This window comes from Methylobacterium sp. R2-1, from assembly GCF_014191355.1.
GTDB lineage: Bacteria > Pseudomonadota > Alphaproteobacteria > Rhizobiales > Beijerinckiaceae > Methylobacterium.
On record NZ_JACHWM010000008.1, the window covers coordinates 77306 to 94588 of the forward strand.

Annotated in this window: 13 protein-coding genes; 6 read left to right on the plus strand and 7 right to left on the minus strand. The window is 66.9% G+C overall.

Annotated features, from left to right (window positions below; translation table 11 throughout):
- Positions 1–182: 182 nt before the first annotated feature.
- Both bamA and lpxD read left to right on the plus strand, forming a co-directional pair.
- Entirely contained in the window at positions 183–2747 is a 2565-nt protein-coding gene (bamA, locus tag FHU13_RS12895) for an outer membrane protein assembly factor BamA (RefSeq protein ID WP_183436277.1), read from the plus strand.
- A 166-nt stretch (positions 2748–2913) separates the two neighbouring features.
- The gene (lpxD, locus tag FHU13_RS12900) at positions 2914–3963 is read left to right on the plus strand and encodes a UDP-3-O-(3-hydroxymyristoyl)glucosamine N-acyltransferase (protein WP_183436278.1); all 1050 of its coding nucleotides are present in this window, start codon (positions 2914–2916) and stop codon (positions 3961–3963) included.
- A gap of 58 nt (positions 3964–4021) precedes the next feature.
- On the opposite strand, the gene FHU13_RS12905 is transcribed toward lpxD, so the two are convergent.
- Positions 4022–5017 carry a WcbI family polysaccharide biosynthesis putative acetyltransferase gene (locus tag FHU13_RS12905; protein WP_183436279.1) on the minus strand — a complete coding sequence of 332 codons (996 nt, stop codon included), beginning with the start codon at positions 5015–5017 and terminating at the stop codon, positions 4022–4024.
- A gap of 10 nt (positions 5018–5027) precedes the next feature.
- On the minus strand, positions 5028–5753 hold the full coding sequence (locus FHU13_RS12910) for a fused DSP-PTPase phosphatase/NAD kinase-like protein (protein ID WP_183436280.1): 726 nt from the start codon (positions 5751–5753) through the stop codon (positions 5028–5030).
- A gap of 137 nt (positions 5754–5890) precedes the next feature.
- Here FHU13_RS12910 and FHU13_RS12915 point away from each other — a divergent pair, with 137 nt between their 5' ends.
- Entirely contained in the window at positions 5891–6397 is a 507-nt protein-coding gene (locus FHU13_RS12915) for a GNAT family N-acetyltransferase (RefSeq protein WP_183436281.1), read from the plus strand.
- A 95-nt stretch (positions 6398–6492) separates the two neighbouring features.
- Here the strand turns inward: FHU13_RS12915 and FHU13_RS12920 are convergent, their stop codons facing one another.
- Positions 6493–6909 (minus strand): hypothetical protein, encoded by a 417-nt coding sequence (locus FHU13_RS12920; RefSeq protein WP_183436282.1) that lies wholly within the window; start codon positions 6907–6909, stop codon positions 6493–6495.
- A gap of 361 nt (positions 6910–7270) precedes the next feature.
- Here FHU13_RS12920 and ppa point away from each other — a divergent pair, with 361 nt between their 5' ends.
- Positions 7271–7810: an inorganic diphosphatase gene (gene ppa, locus FHU13_RS12925; RefSeq protein ID WP_183436283.1), complete on the plus strand. Its 540-nt coding sequence runs from the start codon at positions 7271–7273 to the stop codon at positions 7808–7810.
- A 118-nt stretch (positions 7811–7928) separates the two neighbouring features.
- Here ppa and pyrH read toward each other — a convergent pair whose 3' ends face one another.
- The 3 genes from pyrH to FHU13_RS12940 form a co-directional block, all read right to left on the minus strand.
- A complete protein-coding gene (pyrH, locus tag FHU13_RS12930) occupies positions 7929–8651 on the minus strand; it encodes a UMP kinase (RefSeq protein ID WP_183436284.1) in 723 nt (240 codons plus the stop codon).
- A 124-nt stretch (positions 8652–8775) separates the two neighbouring features.
- Positions 8776–9696 (minus strand): translation elongation factor Ts, encoded by a 921-nt coding sequence (tsf, locus tag FHU13_RS12935; RefSeq protein ID WP_183436285.1) that lies wholly within the window; start codon positions 9694–9696, stop codon positions 8776–8778.
- A 142-nt stretch (positions 9697–9838) separates the two neighbouring features.
- Complete coding sequence (locus FHU13_RS12940) at positions 9839–10903, minus strand: 30S ribosomal protein S2 (protein ID WP_183436286.1); 1065 nt, start codon at positions 10901–10903, stop codon at positions 9839–9841.
- A 536-nt stretch (positions 10904–11439) separates the two neighbouring features.
- Between FHU13_RS12940 and FHU13_RS12945 the strand changes: the two genes are divergently transcribed.
- Positions 11440–11913, plus strand: coding sequence for a hypothetical protein (locus FHU13_RS12945; protein WP_183436287.1), 474 nt, complete (start codon positions 11440–11442; stop codon positions 11911–11913).
- A 99-nt stretch (positions 11914–12012) separates the two neighbouring features.
- Positions 12013–14934, plus strand: coding sequence for a patatin-like phospholipase family protein (locus FHU13_RS27375; protein ID WP_210287623.1), 2922 nt, complete (start codon positions 12013–12015; stop codon positions 14932–14934).
- A gap of 85 nt (positions 14935–15019) precedes the next feature.
- On the opposite strand, the gene FHU13_RS12955 is transcribed toward FHU13_RS27375, so the two are convergent.
- Positions 15020–17002 (minus strand): acyl CoA:acetate/3-ketoacid CoA transferase, encoded by a 1983-nt coding sequence (locus FHU13_RS12955; protein WP_183436288.1) that lies wholly within the window; start codon positions 17000–17002, stop codon positions 15020–15022.
- Positions 17003–17283 lie beyond the last annotated feature (281 nt).

Here is a 17283-nt window from a genome sequence, read left to right on the forward strand (position 1 = left end):
CGCGCCGTTAAGTGGCGCGAAGGCCACGACCCCCCAAAATCCCGGTATGTCGGACGGCCCTCGCGTTTGCTTCGCGGGGGAATCCCGATACAAGCGTGGCTGGGACCAGAGGGCGGCGAGCCTTAAGGGCGGCCGCCTGCGGGTGCGAACCCGTGCTGAGATAAAAAGAGACGGGCGATTACATGATGTCGATGACGGGAAAGCGCCGGCGAAAGTCGGCGGAGCGTGCCATCGTTCTGGTCGCCACCGCCGCCAGCGTGATCCTCGGCGGCGCGGCCGCACAGGCGCAGCAGATCGTCGTTGAAGGCAACCGCCGTGTCGATGCCGACACGATCCGCTCCTACGTCACCGGCTCGGCCTCCGGCTCGCCCGAGGAAGCGCGGCGCAATCTTCTCGCCACCGGCCTCTTCTCCGACGTGCAGGTCTCCGGCCGCGGCGGCACCACCGTGGTGCGCGTGCGTGAGAACAACGTCGTCGGCCGCGTCTTCTTCGAGGGCAACAAGAAGATCGAAAAGGCGACCCTCGAGAGCGTCGTCGAGACCAAGGATCGCGGCGCCCTAAACCAGGCGGTCATCGCCGCCGACGTGGAGCGAATCCGCGACGTATACAAGCGCTCGGGTCGTGGCACCGCGAAGGTGAGCTACCGTCTCGTCGACCTGCCCACCGGCCGCTCCGACGTCGTCTACACGATCGACGAGGGCGACAAGACCGGTATCCGCGCCATCAACTTCGTCGGCAACAACGTCTTCTCGGAATCGACCCTCAAGGGTCTGATGTCTTCCTCCGAGATGAACTTCCTGTCGTTCATCAAGACGTCCGACGTCTACGATCCCGACCGGATCTCCGCGGACCTCGACGTCGTGCGCCGCTACTACCTCAAGAACGGCTACGCCGACTTCCGCGTCGTGAATGCCGATGCCCGCTACGTCGAGGGCGGCGAGGAGACCGGCTGGGTCATCACCGTCACCGTCGAGGAGGGCGAGCAATACACTGTCGGCGCGGTGGCCGTGGATCCGCGCATCGCCGGCATCGACCGCGAGGCTCTCGACGGGCAGATCCGCGCCCAGGTCGGCGACGTCTACAACGCCGAGGATGTCGAGAAGACGCTCGTGGGCGTCACCAACGAGGTCAACCGCCAGGGCTACCCCTTCGCCCAGGTGCGCCCCACCGGCCAGCGCGACCGCGCCACCCATCAGGTGGCTCTCGGCTTCGTCGTCGAGGACGGCCCGCGCGTCTACGTCGAGCGCATCAACATCCGCGGCAACACCCGCACCCGCGATTACGTCATTCGCCGCGAGCTCGACCTGGCGGAGGGCGACGCCTACAACCGCGTGCTGGTCGATCGGGCCGAGCGCCGGCTGAACGGTCTGGGCTTCTTCAAGAAGGTCCGCTTCTCCAACGAGCCGGGCTCGGCACCGGACCGGGTGGTCGTCAACATCGACGTCGAGGATCAACCCACGGGTTCGTTCTCGGTGGCGGGCGGCTACTCCACCCAGGACGGCATCATCGGCGAGGTCTCGGTCTCCGAGTCGAACTTCCTCGGTCGCGGCCAGTACGTGCGCCTCGCGGTGCAGGGCGGCCAGTACGCCCGCGGCATCGATTTCTCCTTCACCGAGCCGTACTTCCTCGGCTACCGCCTCGCCGCCGGCTTCGACGCCTTCTACAAGTACTCCGACCTGACCCGGTACTCGCGTTACGAGACGACGGTCTACGGTGGTCAGCTCCGCCTCGGCCTGCCGATCACCGAGGAGTTCGGCGTCACCTTCCGCTACTCGCTCTACAACACCGAGCTGCGGGTCCCGAACACCATCAAGCGCCCCTACAACGACTGCTCGGTGGCGATCCCGGGCTACACCGCCCTCAATCCTGCCGGAACGTTCGATCCGTCTTTGGGGCGTAATGTGGGCGGCCTGCCGGCCTATCCGAACTGCGCTTATGACGGTGAAGCGTCGATCGCGCTCAAGGGTCAACAGGGCAACGTCCTGACCTCGCTCGCGGGCGTCACCCTAGCCTACTCGACCCTCGACAACCTGCAGCGGCCCTCGAACGGCTTCTACGGCGAGCTGAAACCCGACATCGCCGGCATCGGCGGTGATTCCAAGTTCTTCCGCGTGACGGGTGACGCCCGCTACTACAAGGAATTGTGGGAGGACGTGGTCGGCTTCGTGCGTGTCCAGGGCGGTCACATCTCGGCCCTCGACAACCAGCCTCTTCGCATCACCGACCAGTTCTTCCTCGGCCCGTCGCTGGTGCGCGGTTTCGCTCCGAACGGCCTCGGTCCGCGCGACGTCGGCATCGCCGATGCCCGCTCCAACGCCATCGGCGGCACCACCTACTTCGGCGCTACGGTCGAGGTTCAGTTCCCGATCTGGGGTCTGCCGAAGGATCTCGGCCTGAAGGGCGCGGTCTTCGCCGATGCCGGTACGCTGTTCGGTTACGATGGCCGCCGCAACTTCGACGTGAACGGCGACAACTTCATCAACGGCTTTGCACCGGGATCGGGCTGCAACTACACGAACTTCGGCGCCAACGCGATCAAGGTCGAGCCCGAATGCGTGAACGTCCGCGACAAGCCGACGATCCGCTCCTCGGTCGGTGCCTCGATCCTGTGGAACTCGCCGCTCGGCCCGATCCGCTTCGACTATGCCTACGCGCTGTCCAAGGACGAGGGTGTCCAGACGGCTCTGGGCAAGGTCGGCAAGGATCAGCTCCAGGCGTTCCGCTTCTCCGGCGGCTCGCGCTTCTGATCCCCGACAGACTTGCTTAAAAGAGCCGTGCCCGACCGTGTCCCGGTCGGGCACGGCTCTTTTGCTTTGTGACGATCCGTCCGTTCCACCCCGCGCGGGTGCTCCCTCCGGCGAAGAGCGCTATAGCGGCGCTCGGACCCCTCCCCTGCCGGCGCCATCGAACCTCATGTCAGATCCCGTCTTCATCGCGCCGAAAGGCGGCCTGACCCTCGGCGCCGTCGCCGAGGCATGCGGCGTGCCGCTCCCGGAGGGCGCCGACCCGGCGCAGGCGGTGACCGGGGCAGCTCCCCTCGAGACAGCGGGTCCGACTGAACTCGCCTATATGGACAACGCCCGCTACGGCGACGCGCTCGGCACGACGCGGGCGCTGGCCTGCCTCGTCTCGCCGCGCTTCGCCCCGCGCGTTCCGTCCGGCACGATTGCCCTCGTCACGCGCGATCCCTACCGCGCCTATGCCGGGCTGCTGGCGCGCCTCTACGAGGAGGCGATGCGGCCGGGCTCGCTGTTTGCCGCCGCCGGCATCTCCCCCGGCGCCCATGTCCATCCGCAGGCGCGGCTCGAGGACGGGGTACGGATCGACCCGGGCGCCGTGGTCGGCCCCGGCGCCGAGATCGGGTCCGGCACAGTGCTCGGCCCCAACGCCGTGATCGGCCCAAACGTACGGGTCGGCCGCGACTGCTCCATCGGCGCGGGCGCTACCCTGACCCACGCGCTCGTCGGCAACCGCGTCATCGTCCATCCCGGCGCCCGGATCGGCCAGGACGGGTTCGGCTTCGCCATGGGCGCGGGCGGCCACCTCAAGGTGCCGCAGGTCGGCCGCGTCATCATCCAGGACGATGTCGAGATCGGCGCCAACACCACCATCGACCGGGGCGCCTCGCGCGACACGGTGGTCGGCGAGGGGACCAAGATCGATAACCTCGTGCAGATCGCCCACAACGTGGTGATCGGCCGCCACTGCGTGATCGTCTCCGGCGTCGGCATCTCCGGCTCGACGACTTTGGAGGATTACGTGGTGCTCGGCGGCCAGGTCGGCGTCGTCGGCCACCTGCGCATCGGCATGGGCTCGCAGATCGCCGGCTCCTCCAACGTCAACCGCGACGTTCCCCCAGGCTCGCGCTGGGGCGGCACGCCGGCCAAGCCCGTGCGGACGTGGTTTCGCGAGATGACGACGCTGGCTCGCCTCGCCGAGCGCTCGGGCAAGGACGAGGCATGAGGTTCAGGGCTCCCCTCTGAGACCCGCCGGCTTGCCCTTTGGGAACCCCTGACCGGCCTCAAGCCGCTTCGAACAGCCTGCGGATCTCGAGTGACGTGGCCCAGTGTTCGACCCGGTGACAGGTCAGGGTTTCCCGTGGTTGCCCGCGATAGATCGCGAGGCTTTCCGTGACGAAAGCCTCGAGGCCGAGGGTCTCGGGTGGGGCGCCCCGGCGCTGGCGCCGCTTGAACACCGTTGAGCCCGGCACGCCGTACAGCATCGCCACCGGCGGATAGACCGGCCAGATCGGGTCATCGAGGAGCGCGTCCGGGGCGTAGGTCTCGACCGCGATCGGCCGCGGCGCGAGCCCGGCCTCGCGCAGCAGCCGGGCGGCGATGTCGCCGAGCACGTTCAGGCGCGGGTGATTGATGTTGTGCATGAACAGGCCGCTCCGCGACCAGCGCAGCAGATCGTCCGAGAGGTCGAAGCCGATCGCCCGGCTCGACGCGATCAGGTCCGCCGCGGCGAGGTCCCAGGCGTCGAGATAGCCCAATCGCGAAAACACCTCCTCGCGGAACAGCCCGACGATCCGCTCCGGCGGGAGGCCCCGGAGGAAGCCGAACAGGGTAATCGCCGAGTGGTAGGTGCCGAGCGGCGACGGCACCAGCTTCACCTGCGCCACCGAGGCGAGATCGCCGACATAGACGGCGTCCGGATGGAACGCCGTGAAGACGATCGAGGGGAACAGCCGCATCCGCGGCAGCCGCTCGCGCAGAGCCTCCGAGCCGCCCTCAGAGAAGAAGCCCGTCGGGAAGGGCTGGGAGAAGACGTGATCGCAATCGCCGAGCGTGGCTGCGAAGGTGTCGAGGCCCTGCCTGCGCTTGCCCAGCGTGCTCATCGGAATCAGCCGCACCCGCGCGCCCGGCACGAGGATGCGCACGGCCTCGGCCACGCCCTTCGCCTGGCAATTGCCGATCACCGCGATCAGCGGACCGCCGGTCACCGCTTCGGCCGCATCGCGGCCTTCCGGGAACAGGCGCGCGCGCCTCAGGACACGGGAGAGCCGCAGGGCCAAGGCGGAGCGCCTACTCGCGCCGCAGCAGGCGATCGACCACGAGGTCGGACCAGAAGCCGGCGCGGAAGTTCCGCGTCACGGCTTGCGGATCGTAGCTGTGCTCGACCCATTCCAGGAAGCTCTGGCCGCGCGCCTCGCCCTCGCGGAGATAGGTCGCGAAGAACGCGTCCAGGATGCCGGTCTTGGCGAAGCGGAAGTGGCCGTAGCGCGGCGAGAGCTGGCGCAGGGCCTCGCGCACCGGCCGGTCCTCGTGCAGGATCAGGAACAGGGTGGCGGCGAGCCCCGCGCGGTCAGCGCCCGACTTGCAGTGCATCACCGCCGGATAGTCCAGGCTGGCGAAGAAGTCGCGGGCCGCAAGCAGAGTCTCGCGGGAGGGTGCCTCGCGCGAGCGCAGCACGAACTCGACCAGGGTCAGCCCTTGCCGCTCGCAGGCCTCGCGCTGCAGAGGCCAGGAACCGTGTTCGCGCCCGCCGCGCAGCGACACGATCGTGCGCACGCCCTGGCGCTTGAACCATGCGAGTTGGTGCGGCGTCGGCTGGGCCGAGCGCCAGACCAGCCCGGTGCCGATCCGGTGCCGGTTGAGATAGGCGAGCCGGAAGATCCCGTGGTCGACGAGCAGCATGTTCGCCCAGGCCTTCGCCCGGGAGACGGAGCCGTTGATCGGCCGCTCGAACTTCGCGATGCGGGCCATGCGCCGCGCGTAGCGCGTCTCGGGGGGAAGGAAGCGGTTGAACACGGATCGCTGCGAGAGGCCTGTCGGAGCGCTCCTCTACCAGCCCGCGATTCGGGCGACAACGCGAACAGCCTCAGGCCGTTGCCGAACCGGTCCCTTTGCCAGCATCATGCGCGGCCCGTTGGCAATCGGAGCCCGCGATGACGACGAACACGGTGAGCCTGCGCCGCGCCCGCGCCGCGGATGCCGCCGGCCTCTCGGCGGTGTTCGATGCCGCTTGGCGCGAAGCTTATCAGGGAATTATCCCAGGCATCGCCCTGGAGCGCTTCCTCGCCCGCCGTGGGCCGGAGACGTGGCGCAGCATGATCGGCGGCGGGCGGGGCCTCGCCGTCATCGCCTTCGGCGAGCAGGTCGCGGGCTACGCCGCCTACGGCCAGGTGCGGGACCGCACCATGCGGGCGGACGGCGAGATCGACGAACTCTACATCGCCCCCGAATTCCAGGGCCTCGGGCTCGGCACCCGCCTGTTCCGAGCCGTGCGCAACGACCTGATCGACCGCGGGCTCAATCGCATCGGCGTCTGGGCGCTGGCCGACAATCCCCGTGCCCGCGGCTTCTACGAGGGCCTGGGCGGCGTGGCCGGTCCCGAATCCGTCGAGCGCGTCTCCGGCATCTGCCTGCCGAAGATCGGCTACCTGTTCGCCTGACCGCGACCGCACGGGGCCGCACGCGCCATCAACGACGGCCTTCCACGCCGCCTGCCTGTTCAGACGATGCGGAGACACACGTTCGGGATGATGCCCTAGAAGAACGGGCCGTAGCCGAAGCCTGGGCCGAAGTCCGGATCGTAAGCGACCGGACGAAGCGGCGGCCGGACGAAGCGCGGCCCGTAGGCGAACCGCGGCGGCCCGTAGGCGAAGGGCGGCGGCTCGATATCGAAGGGCTCATCGAACTCCTCGCGCACGATCCGGGTCCGGTAGATGGGGCGCTCAACCACGATCCGGCGCACGATCCGGGTCCGGTAGACGGGCCGCTCGACGATGACCTCGCGGACGATGCGCCGCGGCTGGCGGACGACGTAGCGCCGGACGACCCTGGAGCCCCGATCGACGCTGCGGCCGTACCCTGCCTCCTCGTCCGCCGCTGCGGGAGCCGTGCCGGCGAGGGATCCCATCCCCAATGCCAGTGCACCGACGGCGATGATGGCGATGCGCTTCATATCATGCCCTTGCGTTGCGCGGGCTCGAGCAACCCCCGCGCTCGGTTGCGGCTTGTGGTTACGCTTGAACGAAGCGGGTGTTCCCAACTCGATCCGCTGCGAGGACGCGGGATCGGCGCACCGTGTTCCTGGAAAAATCGGCCGAGGATCGGGCCAGCGTCACCGCCGAGTGCTGCGAAACAGCATTTTCCGCGGCCGGATGGACGCAGGGATACGACTCGGCCGGAGGAGCGATTTCATTTCCCGCCCGCACAATCTAAGACATCCATCGATGGGTGCGGCATCGTGAGCCGCCTCCGCACGATGCATCCGCCGGACGGGGCGACGCGTCCGACGGCCGGATTTCAGAGAGCATAGGCCTATGGACATCAACGCCATCTCGATCGGCAAGAACCCGCCGGAGGACGTCAACGTCATCGTCGAGGTTCCGCTCGGCGGCGAGCCGATCAAGTACGAGATGGACAAGGACGCCGGCACGCTCGTCGTCGACCGGTTCCTCTACACGCCGATGTTCTATCCGGGCAATTACGGCTTCATCCCCCACACCCTCTCCGGCGACGGCGATCCCTGCGACGTGCTGGTGGCCAACACCCGCGCGATCATCCCGGGCGCGATCATCTCCGTGCGCCCCGTCGGCGTTCTGGTGATGGAGGATGACGGCGGCGAGGACGAGAAGATCATCGCCGTGCCCTCGCGCAAGCTGACCCAGCGCTACAACCGGGTCGAGAACTATACCGACCTGCCCGAGATCACGGTCAGCCAGATCCAGCACTTCTTCGAGCACTACAAGGATCTGGAGCCCGGCAAGTGGGTGAAGGTCGTGCGCTGGGGCGACAAGGCGGAGGCCCAGCGCCTGATCCTCGAAGGCATCGAGCGCGCGAAGGCCAAGAAGGGCGGCTGATTCTTTTCCGGTGACAGAAGCGGGCCGCAGGTTTGCTTATCGGCCGCGCCGGCCTGACACCGAGCTCCCTCTCCTCCCGCCCTGGGAGGAGAGGGGGTTCCAAGCAGGAAGCCGCCGCTTACGGCACCACGCGGGTCGAAACCGAAGCGCCCGTCAGGATCGCATTGATCGAGCTCGGCGCGTGCACCGAGCCCACCACGATGGTGAGCCGGCTCTCGCGGGCGAGCGCGAAAGCGGCGGTGTCCATCACCTTGAGATCGCGGGCGATGGCCTCGTCGTGGGTGATGCGGTCGTAGCGGATCGCCTCCGGATCGCGCTTCGGGTCGGCCGAGTAGACGCCGTCCACCTGCGTCGCCTTCAGCACGGCGTCACAGCGCAGCTCCGCCGCCCGCAGGACCGCGGCCGTGTCGGTGGTGAAGTACGGATTGCCGGTGCCGCCCGCGAGCACCACGACCTGCCCCTTGTCGAGATGGTGCAGCGCCGGCTGGCGGGCATAGGTCTCGCAGATCGTCGGCATCGAGACCGCCGACATGGTCCGCGCCTGCACGCCCGCGGCGTTGAGCGCGGTCTCGATCGCGAGCGAGTTCATCACAGTCGCCATCATGCCGAGCGAGTCGCCCGTCGCCCGGTCGATCCAGCCGGCCTGGGAGATGCGCGCACCGCGGATCAGGTTACCACCGCCGACCACCACCGCAATCTGAGTCCCATGGGAGATCGTGGCGGCGATGTCTTCGGCCAAAGCCGCCAGCATCGGCGGGTGGAGCCAAAATCCGTCGGGAGCGGCCAGAGCCTCGCCGGACAGCTTCACGAGGACTCGGCGGTAGGGCGTCGTCTCCGGCATCGGATCCTCGTCGGCTCGGGCTGATAGCGCCGCGGCTTCTAGCAATACGGGGGCCGGAACGTCGAGGGGCGACGGCATCGCTGCCGCCGCCCCTCGCTGGGTACCCTGTGATGATCGGTGAAGATCAGCGCGACATGCTCGCCACTTCAGCGGCGAAGTCCGGGCCCTCTTCCTTCTCGATGCCCTCGCCCAGCGCGTAGCGGACGAAGCCCTTGATCGCGACCTCGCCGCCGGCCTTGCCCGCGGCTTCCTTGAGCACCTGGGTGATGGTCTTGGAGCCGTCATGGACGAAGGGCTGCTCCAGGAGGGTGACCTCCTTGTAGTAGCTCTTCAGACCGCTCTCGACGATCTTGGCCATCACGTGGTCCGGCTTGCCGGCGTTCTTCTCGCGCAGGATGTTCGACTCGCGTTCGACCACGGCCGGGTCGACGCCGGAGGCGTCCAGAGCCACCGGGCTGGTGGCGGCGATGTGCATGGCGATCTGACGGCCGAGCGCCGACAGGACCTCGACGTCACCCTCGGATTCGAGCGCGACGAGCACGCCGATCTTGCCCAGGCCTTCGCTGATCTGGCCGTGGACGTAGGAGGCGATCACGCCCTTGCTCACGTCGAGCTTGGTGACGCGGCGCAGAGTCATGTTCTCGCCGATGGTGGCAATCAGGTTCGAGAGCTTCTCCTGGACCGTCTCGGACGAGCCGGGGAAGGTGGCGGCCTGGAGACCCTCCAGGGTGCCGTCGGTGTTGAGCGCGAGTTTGGCGGCCTCGCGGGCAAACGCCTGGAAGCTGTCGTTGCGGGCGACGAAGTCGGTCTCGGAGTTCACCTCGACGATGGCAGCGTGGTGGCCGGCGGACTCGACGGCGACGAGGCCCTCGGCGGCGACGCGGCCGGCCTTCTTGGCAGCCTTGGCGAGGCCCTTCTTGCGCAGCCAGTCCACCGCCGCCTCGAGGTCGCCATTGGTCTCGTTGAGCGCGCCCTTGCAATCCATCATGCCGGCGCCGGTCTTTTCGCGAAGCTCCTTCACGAGTGCGGCGGTGATGTTGGCCATGGCGATCCTCTTGAGGCTGAAGTGCAGGGCTTGAAGTGCAGGTCTTGAAGTGAACGAGCCCGGCGCTCGTTGAAAGCACCGGGCTTTGCAGGGTGATGACAATCGGGCCGCCGGGCAAAAATCCCGGCGGCGGATGTGCGACTTAGGCCGCGGCGGCTTCGACGAAGGCGCGGGACTGCTCGATCCAGCCGTCGCGGCCGATGCGGCCGTTGAGCTTCAGGTCGGCGTCGAGCTTGGCCACGTCGTCGGGCTGCATGGCGGCGATCTGCCAGTAGTGCCATACGCCGGCATCGTTGAGCTTCTGCACGAGCTGCGGGCCGACGCCATTGAGCTTGGTCAGGTCGTCGGGCGCGCCGCGGGGCGCCACGAGCTGCTCGAAGTGCTCGGTCGACTCGGCCAGCGCCGCGACGTCGGCCGGGGCGATCGCATCGGAGGCAACGGAGGCCACGACGTCGTCGTTGGCCGGCAGCTCCTCGGCGGTGGGCTCCTCGGAGGCGCCGACATCGATGCCGAGCGCGCCCTGGCCGCGGCCGATGCCCTCGATCGCCGCGCGGGCGATCAGGTCGCAATACAGCGCGATGGCGCGGCCGGCGTCATCGTTGGCCGGGACGATGTAGGAGATGCCGTCCGGGTTGCAGTTCGTGTCGACGATGGCGGCGACCGGGATGCCGAGGCGCTGGGCCTCCTTGATCGCCAACTGCTCCTTGTTGGTGTCGATCACGAACAGCAGGTCGGGCACGCCGCCCATGTCCTTGATGCCGCCGAGCGCCTTCTCGAGCTTGTCCTTCTCACGGGTCAGCATGAGACGCTCCTTCTTGGTGAGGCCGACGGCCCCGCCCTCGAGCGTCTCGTCGACCTTGCGCAGGCGCTGGATCGAGCCGGAGATGGTCTTCCAGTTGGTCAGCATGCCGCCGAGCCAGCGGGAGTTGACGTAGTACTGGGCTGAACGCTTGGCCGCCTCGGCGATGGCGTCCGCCGCCTGGCGCTTGGTGCCGACGAACAGCACGCGGCCGCCGCGGGCCACGGTGTCGCTCACCGCCTGGAGGGCAGCGCGCAGCGCCGGCACGGTCTGGGCGAGGTCGATGATGTGGATGTTGTTACGGGTGCCGAAGATGTAGGGCTGCATCTTCGGGTTCCAGCGGTGCGACTGGTGCCCGAAATGGGCGCCGGCCTCGAGGAGCTGGCGCATAGAGAAATCGACGGCCATGACTTTTGTTCTCTCCGGTTGATACCGCCGCGGAAGAAGTAGCCGGCCAATCAGCCAGCCACCGGAAACGCCTCATTCAGGCATGAGGCCGGCTCCGCGTGTGGGATGGGCGGGGCGTTAGCAGAGACGGGGTGGGATGGCAAGGCCAAGCGCGCCCGCCGCCGCGGGACCGCTCCTCGCCCTCGGCGCAAACGGATCAGACACAGATTATTTTCGGAACCCCTCTTTTCAAAATCAGTATCCGGTGCATTACTGCAACTTAGAAGAAACGATTCTGGCAAATCCGACAGAACACATATCAGCGATTTGCCTTGAGTCTGGCACGAAACGTGTCATGGCCGGGAGATGCTGCGCGGGGGGGGGGGCACATCATGCGCGTTGTCTTTGCCTGCCTCTTGGCCTGTGCCCTCTCGGCCTGCGACTCACCAAGCTTCAGAACAACGCAGTCGCAGTTCGGCACGTCACGGACGCTCGCGACGACGGGAAGTCTTCGCTTGGTGACCGAGCGGCCAAGACCGGGCGAGGACGGATCGCTGATGCCCATCGTCTGCACCGAGCCCAGCCCGGATTACGCGATTGCTTTCGCCGGCAAGCAGAGCGTCCGTGCCAATATCGTCGTCCCGCAGGGACCGACCGTCGATGGCGCGGGCGATTTCTCGCAGACGGAAACGGTCACGACTCAGACCGGGCGCGAGGCGGCGGTGCTGGCGCTCCGCGACGGCCTCTACGCCGCCTGCCAGAGCTACGCCAACGGCGTCATCGGCCATGACGCCTACGCGATGATCCTGAGCCAGTACGGCACGCTGCTGGTTGCCCTGGTCGGCAAGACGCCGACCGCGGCGGCGACGGCCGATGCCGGACGCCGCGCCACGCTCTCGGCCATGCTCGTCGCCTGCATCAGCCGCCACGACCGCACGCGGCTTCCCTACAGCGACAATGAGATCCTCGATCTCCGCTTCTGCAAGCGCGTGCTCGAAAACGGCCTGCGCTACGCCCTGAAGGGCGCCTGACACGCATACCTGACCGCGTTCGGTGTCTGCGCGAAACGCCAAGGACCGAGCCAACGGACCGATGGAACTGCAGAAACGGATCGGCGGGGGAAGCACGCCATGACCGGTACACGTGACGACACCAATGCCGAAGCGAAGGTCACATCGGGGGCCCGAAAGGACGACGTGTCCGTCATCGACACCCAGGCGGCGCTGGAGGAGGAATGGAAATGTCTCGGGCTCGCCGAGAACGAGCAACCGACGGCACTCTGCCTGTCGGGAGGCGGAATCCGTAGCGCCACGTTCTGCCTGGGAGCCATCCAAGCCTTAGCCAAGCACGGGCTGCTCAAGGAGTTCCACTATCTCTCGACGGTCTCAGGCGGGGGATATATCGGCGGTTGGCTCACCCGCCTGATCAGCAGCCAAGCGGATCGGGGGGAGAAACCCATCCATATCGGGGCGACCGAGAGTCTGATCGCCAGCCGTGACGGCACCCGGGAGGCCGAGGCGGTGCGGCGGCTGCGCCGCTTCAGCAACTTCCTCACTCCTCATCCCGGCTTCGCCTCCCTGGATACCTGGGCCGGCATCGTCCTATGGGTTCGGAACACGCTCATCAATTGGCTGCTGCTCCTTCCCGCCTTCACGGCGGTGGTCGCCGTACCGCTGTTCTACTTCGCCCTGAGCAGTGCGCTCGTTGCGTCCGAGATCCGCATGGACTTCGATATTCTCGCGGGTGTCATCGCCGTGCTGGGCCTCTCCGTCGCCTGCTATCAGACCATCCTCGGCCTGCCGAGCCATAGCCATGAAGATGACATCCAAAAGTTGCAAAGGTTGGGTCCGGGGGCGAAGGTGGGCTGGACCGGCCGCCAAGCGGCCTATCGCATCGTGTTGCCGATGCTGCTCTGGTGCCTCCTGTCGCCTCTGGCCGTCACGGGCGGCCTGAGCCGTGCGGACGGAATGGAGGAAGGCCGCGCCGTCTTCATCCCGGCCAGCGATGCCGCGACCAACCGCTCGAAATCATGCCCGCTCGTCGAGGCGCCCTGCGTGATCACGGCCGCCATCGAGTCGGGACCGGCGAGCGATGACAATCCGTTCTGGTCGCCGTCCAATCTCTGGGTTCTGGCGGCAGCTAGCTTCGTTGCCTCGCTCCTGGCCTACGGCGCCGCCTACCTGAACCTCAAGCGCCGTGCCTACCCCACGGAGGAGAACCGCAAGGCTCACCTCGCACCGTTCCGGAACAGCACCCTGGCTTGGCTGGCCAGTTGCGCGGCCTCGGCTGCGCTGATCTGGTACGGAACCTGGCTCGTACGGGATCTCGATGTCTTCTGGCTCGCTCTCGCCGGACCTGCCTGGGTCGCGCTCTCGGAAGTCCTGCGCAGTACCCTCTACGTCGCGTTCCGGCGGAAGGGCATCCGCGCCGATCTCGACCGGGAATGGCTGGCACGCCTGAACGCGATCAAGGTCCTCGTCATCCTGACACTCGCCGCGACAGGCGCGGTGGTCGTGCTCGGGGGCGTTTTGGTCGGCCGCCTCGAGGGGCTGGAACTGTCAGGGCTGACATCCGGCGGGCTCGCCGCGGGCTGGCTCGCGACCCAACTCGGCAAGAGCGCCCAGACGCAGTATCGACCCGCCCCCGCTTCCGGCAGCTCACCTCTCGCCCTTCTGGCACACATCCCCGTCACCCTCCTGATCCAGGTCGGCATCGTGCTGTTCGGCGCGATCCTCCTGGCCCTGATCGGGCGCCTCATCGCGGTTCTGGCCGGAGCGCTCGCCGTCGGATTCACCGACAGTCGGGCGGAGCCGCCGTTCCTCACGATCGCGCTCCTCGTGGCCCTGATCGGCCTCGGTGCGGTCATCTTGGCATGGTGGCTCGGAAGCCTGATCAACATCAACCGCTTCTCCATGCACGCGGTCTATCGCAACCGTATCGTGCGCGGATTCCTCGGCTCAGCGCGGCGTGAGGCCGACAGCCACCCGGACCATGCCACGAGCTTCGACGTCTTCGACAATGTGAGGATGGCGGACGCCTTCAAGGACCGGTCGCCGAAAGTCCTGTTCCCCGTCATCAACGTCGCCCTCAACCGCACGAGCGGAAAGGATACCGCGCGGGCCGAGCGCAAGGCGGAATCCTTCACGATCACGCCCCTTCGCTGCGGGGCGGCGACGCTGGATCTTCGCGCCTCCGACGGCTTTGCAGGGCAGGAACCGGCCGGCGCCTTCATCGCGACGGCCGACTACGCCGGCGACGAGAGACAGACCGGCCCTGGCGAGGGGCCGAACGGCATCAGCCTGGGAACGGCGATAACGATCTCCGGAGCGGCGGCGAGCCCGAACATGGGCTATCATTCCTCGCCGCTCGTCGCCTTCGTGATGACGCTCTTCAATGTCCGCCTCGGCGCATGGCTTCCTAATCCCGGCGCGAGACGTCTGACGCACAAGCAGCTCAAAAGCTCCGGCCCGGTCAACAGCCTGCCCGCTCTCCTGCTTGAAATGTTGGGCCGCTCAGATCGCGACAGCGACTATGTCTATCTCTCAGATGGCGGCCATTTCGACAATCTCGGCCTCTACGAGATGCTGCGGCGACGGTGCCGCTTCATCCTCGTCATCGATGCCAGCCAAGATAAAGATTATGGCTACGAGGACCTCAGCCGCACGATCCAGAATGCCCGGATCGATATGGCGGGCCTGGAAATCGTCTTCGATCCCATGATCCGCATCGCGGCGAAGGAGCTCCGTACCGAGGGCGCCTGGGCGACGATCAGCTATCCCACCCCTCCCGACGCCACGGACGAGCAGAAGCAGCGGGCGACAGGGCGCCTGCTCTACGTGAAGCCCTGGATGATCACCGAAGAGACACCGCTCGAAGTGACAGCGTTTCAGGTTCGCAAACCTAGCTTTCCACACGAGTCAACGGGCAATCAGTTCTTCACGGAAAGCGATTTCGAATCCTATCGCCGGCTCGGCGAGACGGTGATGAACTCGGTTATCAATTCCCCGAATTTAGGCAAAGATTTCAGGGCCGCTATGGGCAGTGGCGTCTGAGCCGTTTGATATGGCTTTGAGCAGCCGACCTCGCATCTCGGCCCTCAAGACCGAGACGCGAAACGCTTCTTCGCCCCAGAGCTCCTCACGCCGCCGAGGCCACCGCCGGCGAGATCATTTTCCGGGCCTTCTTGTCCTCGGTGCTGCCGAGGAAGGCCTGGGCCTCCTCCTTGCGCTCGAAGACGTGGGGGGCGACACCGCGCTTGGTCAGGGCCTCCTCCATCTTCAGGCGGAGGAAGGCGCTGGTCGCGTAGCGGGTCGTCGTCGCGTAGTAGTTGGCCTGGAGATATTGGATCATCCCGGCATAATCGTCGTAGAGGTTCTCGTTGAGCCGGAAGCCGTCGTGATTGATCACGGCGTTGACCCGCTGGCCGGCTTGGCGGCAGGCCTCGACGATGGTCATCCGCAGCTCGTCCATGTCGCTCTTCACCCGGCAGTACCAGCCTTCCAGGTTGATGAAGAGGATGTTGCGCTCGGCATCCAGGCTGACGCGCGACTTCAGGTCGAGGTTGAGCAGATCCGAGATCAGATCCATCGGCTCCTCGCGGAAGATGCGCGCATCCATCGGCACCGGATTGCGCACGACGGGCGCGAAATCCATGTGAGCGAGGATGTCGCGCTCGATGTCGATGCCGGGCGCCACCTCGATCAGTTCGAGCCCCTCCTTGGTGAGTTGGAAGACGCAGCGCTCGGTCACGTAGATCACGGGCTGCGAGCGCTCGACGGCGTAGGGGCCGGAGAACGTGTTCTGCTGGACCTCCGTCACGAATTTGCGGGCCCGGCCCTCGGTGACGATCTTCACCTGCCCGTCCTGCACGGCGATCTCCAGGCCGCCCGCGGTGAAGGTGCCCGCAAAGACCACCGAGCGGGCGTTCTGCGAGATGTTGATGAAGCCGCCGCAGCCGTTGAGCTTGCCCCCGAACTTCGAGGTGTTGACGTTGCCGGCCGCGTCGCACTCGGCCATGCCGAGGCAGGTCATGTCGAGGCCGCCGCCGTCGTAGAAGTCGAACATCTGGTTCTGATCGATGATGCAGTCGGCATTCGTCGCCGCACCGAAGCTCGAGCCCGAGGCCAGCACGCCGCCGACCGCTCCGGCTTCCGTGGTCAGGGTGATGTAGGGGGTGATCTTCTCCTCGTTCGCGACGGAGGAAATCCCCTCGGGCGCACCGACGCCGAGATTGACCACGCCGTTGGGCGGCAGTTCGAAGGCGGCGCGCCGCGCGATGATCTTGCGCTCGTTGAGCGCCATCCGCTTGATGCCGGTGACCGGCACGCGGATCTCGCCCGCGAGCGCGGCGTCGTACATCACGCCGTAATTCATGCGGTGCATCTCGGGCTCGGCGACCACGACGCAATCGACGAGGATGCCGGGTACGCGCACGTCCTTGGGCAGCAGGTAGCCGTCGTCGACGATGCGCTCGACCTGGGCGATGACGATGCCGCCGTTGTTGCGGGCGGCCATGGCCTGGGCGAGGCAGTCGAGGGTCAACGCTTCCTTCTCGAAGGAGAGGTTGCCCGATGGATCGGCGGAGGTGGCGCGGATGAAGGCCACGTCGATCTTGGTGGCGGTGTAGAACAGCCACTCCTCGCCATCGACTTCGACGAGCTTGACGATATCCTCGGTGGTCAGCTCATTGACCTTGGCCCCGCCGTGGCGCGGATCGACGTAGGTCTTCAGACCCACCTTCGAGAACAGACCCGGCTGGCCGGCGGCACAGGCGCGGTAGAGCTGCGAGATCACGCCCTGGGGCAGGTTGTAGCCGCGGATCAGGTTGGCCTGCGCGGCCTGCGCCACCTTCGGCATGCGCCCGAAATTGGCGGCGATGACCCGCGTGAGCAGCCCGTCATGGTGCAGGCGGCCGGTGCCGAGCCCCTTCGAGTCGCCCGCGCCCGCGGTCATGATCAGGGTGAGGCCGCGCGGCGAGCCGGTCTCGACGAAGCGCTTCTCCAGCGCCGCGTGCAGCGCCTCCGGAATGCAGCTCTGAACAAAGCCGGTGGTGGTCAGAACGTCGTTCTCGCGGATCAGTGCGATCGCTTCGTCCGCCGAGATGACCTTGTTCTTTTTCATGGGCGCCGCCGTCCTCCGCTTGCTTGGCCGGGGCGGTGTCGCCCGCCTCTCGCCGCCGTTATTGACCATGCCGTCATCCGGCCCGGCAACACCGGAAAGGTTTCCGCGTCGCTGAGCCGATTGAATTCTGCATGCATTTGTCATTGCAGTGCACAGTTATGCTGATGCACCGCAAGAAACTGCCTGTCTTGCTTGATACAATACCCGAAACCCTCAGCCGCGCACGCCTGAAAAACTCTTCCTTCCCGCTTGAGAAAAATTGCAGATCTTTCGTCGTCGGC

What these genes read in the sequence shown, in the direction of transcription:
- bamA (WP_183436277.1), top strand. Translation starts at nt 183, where the DNA reads ATGATGTCGATGACGGGAAAGCGCCGGCGAAAGTCGGCGGAGCGTGCC.
- lpxD (WP_183436278.1), top strand. Translation starts at nt 2,914, where the DNA reads ATGTCAGATCCCGTCTTCATCGCGCCGAAAGGCGGCCTGACCCTCGGC.
- FHU13_RS12915 (WP_183436281.1), top strand. Translation starts at nt 5,891, where the DNA reads ATGACGACGAACACGGTGAGCCTGCGCCGCGCCCGCGCCGCGGATGCC.
- FHU13_RS12920 (WP_183436282.1), bottom strand. Translation starts at nt 6,909, where the DNA reads ATGAAGCGCATCGCCATCATCGCCGTCGGTGCACTGGCATTGGGGATG.
- ppa (WP_183436283.1), top strand. Translation starts at nt 7,271, where the DNA reads ATGGACATCAACGCCATCTCGATCGGCAAGAACCCGCCGGAGGACGTC.
- pyrH (WP_183436284.1), bottom strand. Translation starts at nt 8,651, where the DNA reads ATGCCGGAGACGACGCCCTACCGCCGAGTCCTCGTGAAGCTGTCCGGC.
- tsf (WP_183436285.1), bottom strand. Translation starts at nt 9,696, where the DNA reads ATGGCCAACATCACCGCCGCACTCGTGAAGGAGCTTCGCGAAAAGACC.
- FHU13_RS12940 (WP_183436286.1), bottom strand. Translation starts at nt 10,903, where the DNA reads ATGGCCGTCGATTTCTCTATGCGCCAGCTCCTCGAGGCCGGCGCCCAT.
- FHU13_RS12945 (WP_183436287.1), top strand. Translation starts at nt 11,440, where the DNA reads ATGCCCATCGTCTGCACCGAGCCCAGCCCGGATTACGCGATTGCTTTC.
- FHU13_RS27375 (WP_210287623.1), top strand. Translation starts at nt 12,013, where the DNA reads ATGACCGGTACACGTGACGACACCAATGCCGAAGCGAAGGTCACATCG.
- FHU13_RS12955 (WP_183436288.1), bottom strand. Translation starts at nt 17,002, where the DNA reads ATGAAAAAGAACAAGGTCATCTCGGCGGACGAAGCGATCGCACTGATC.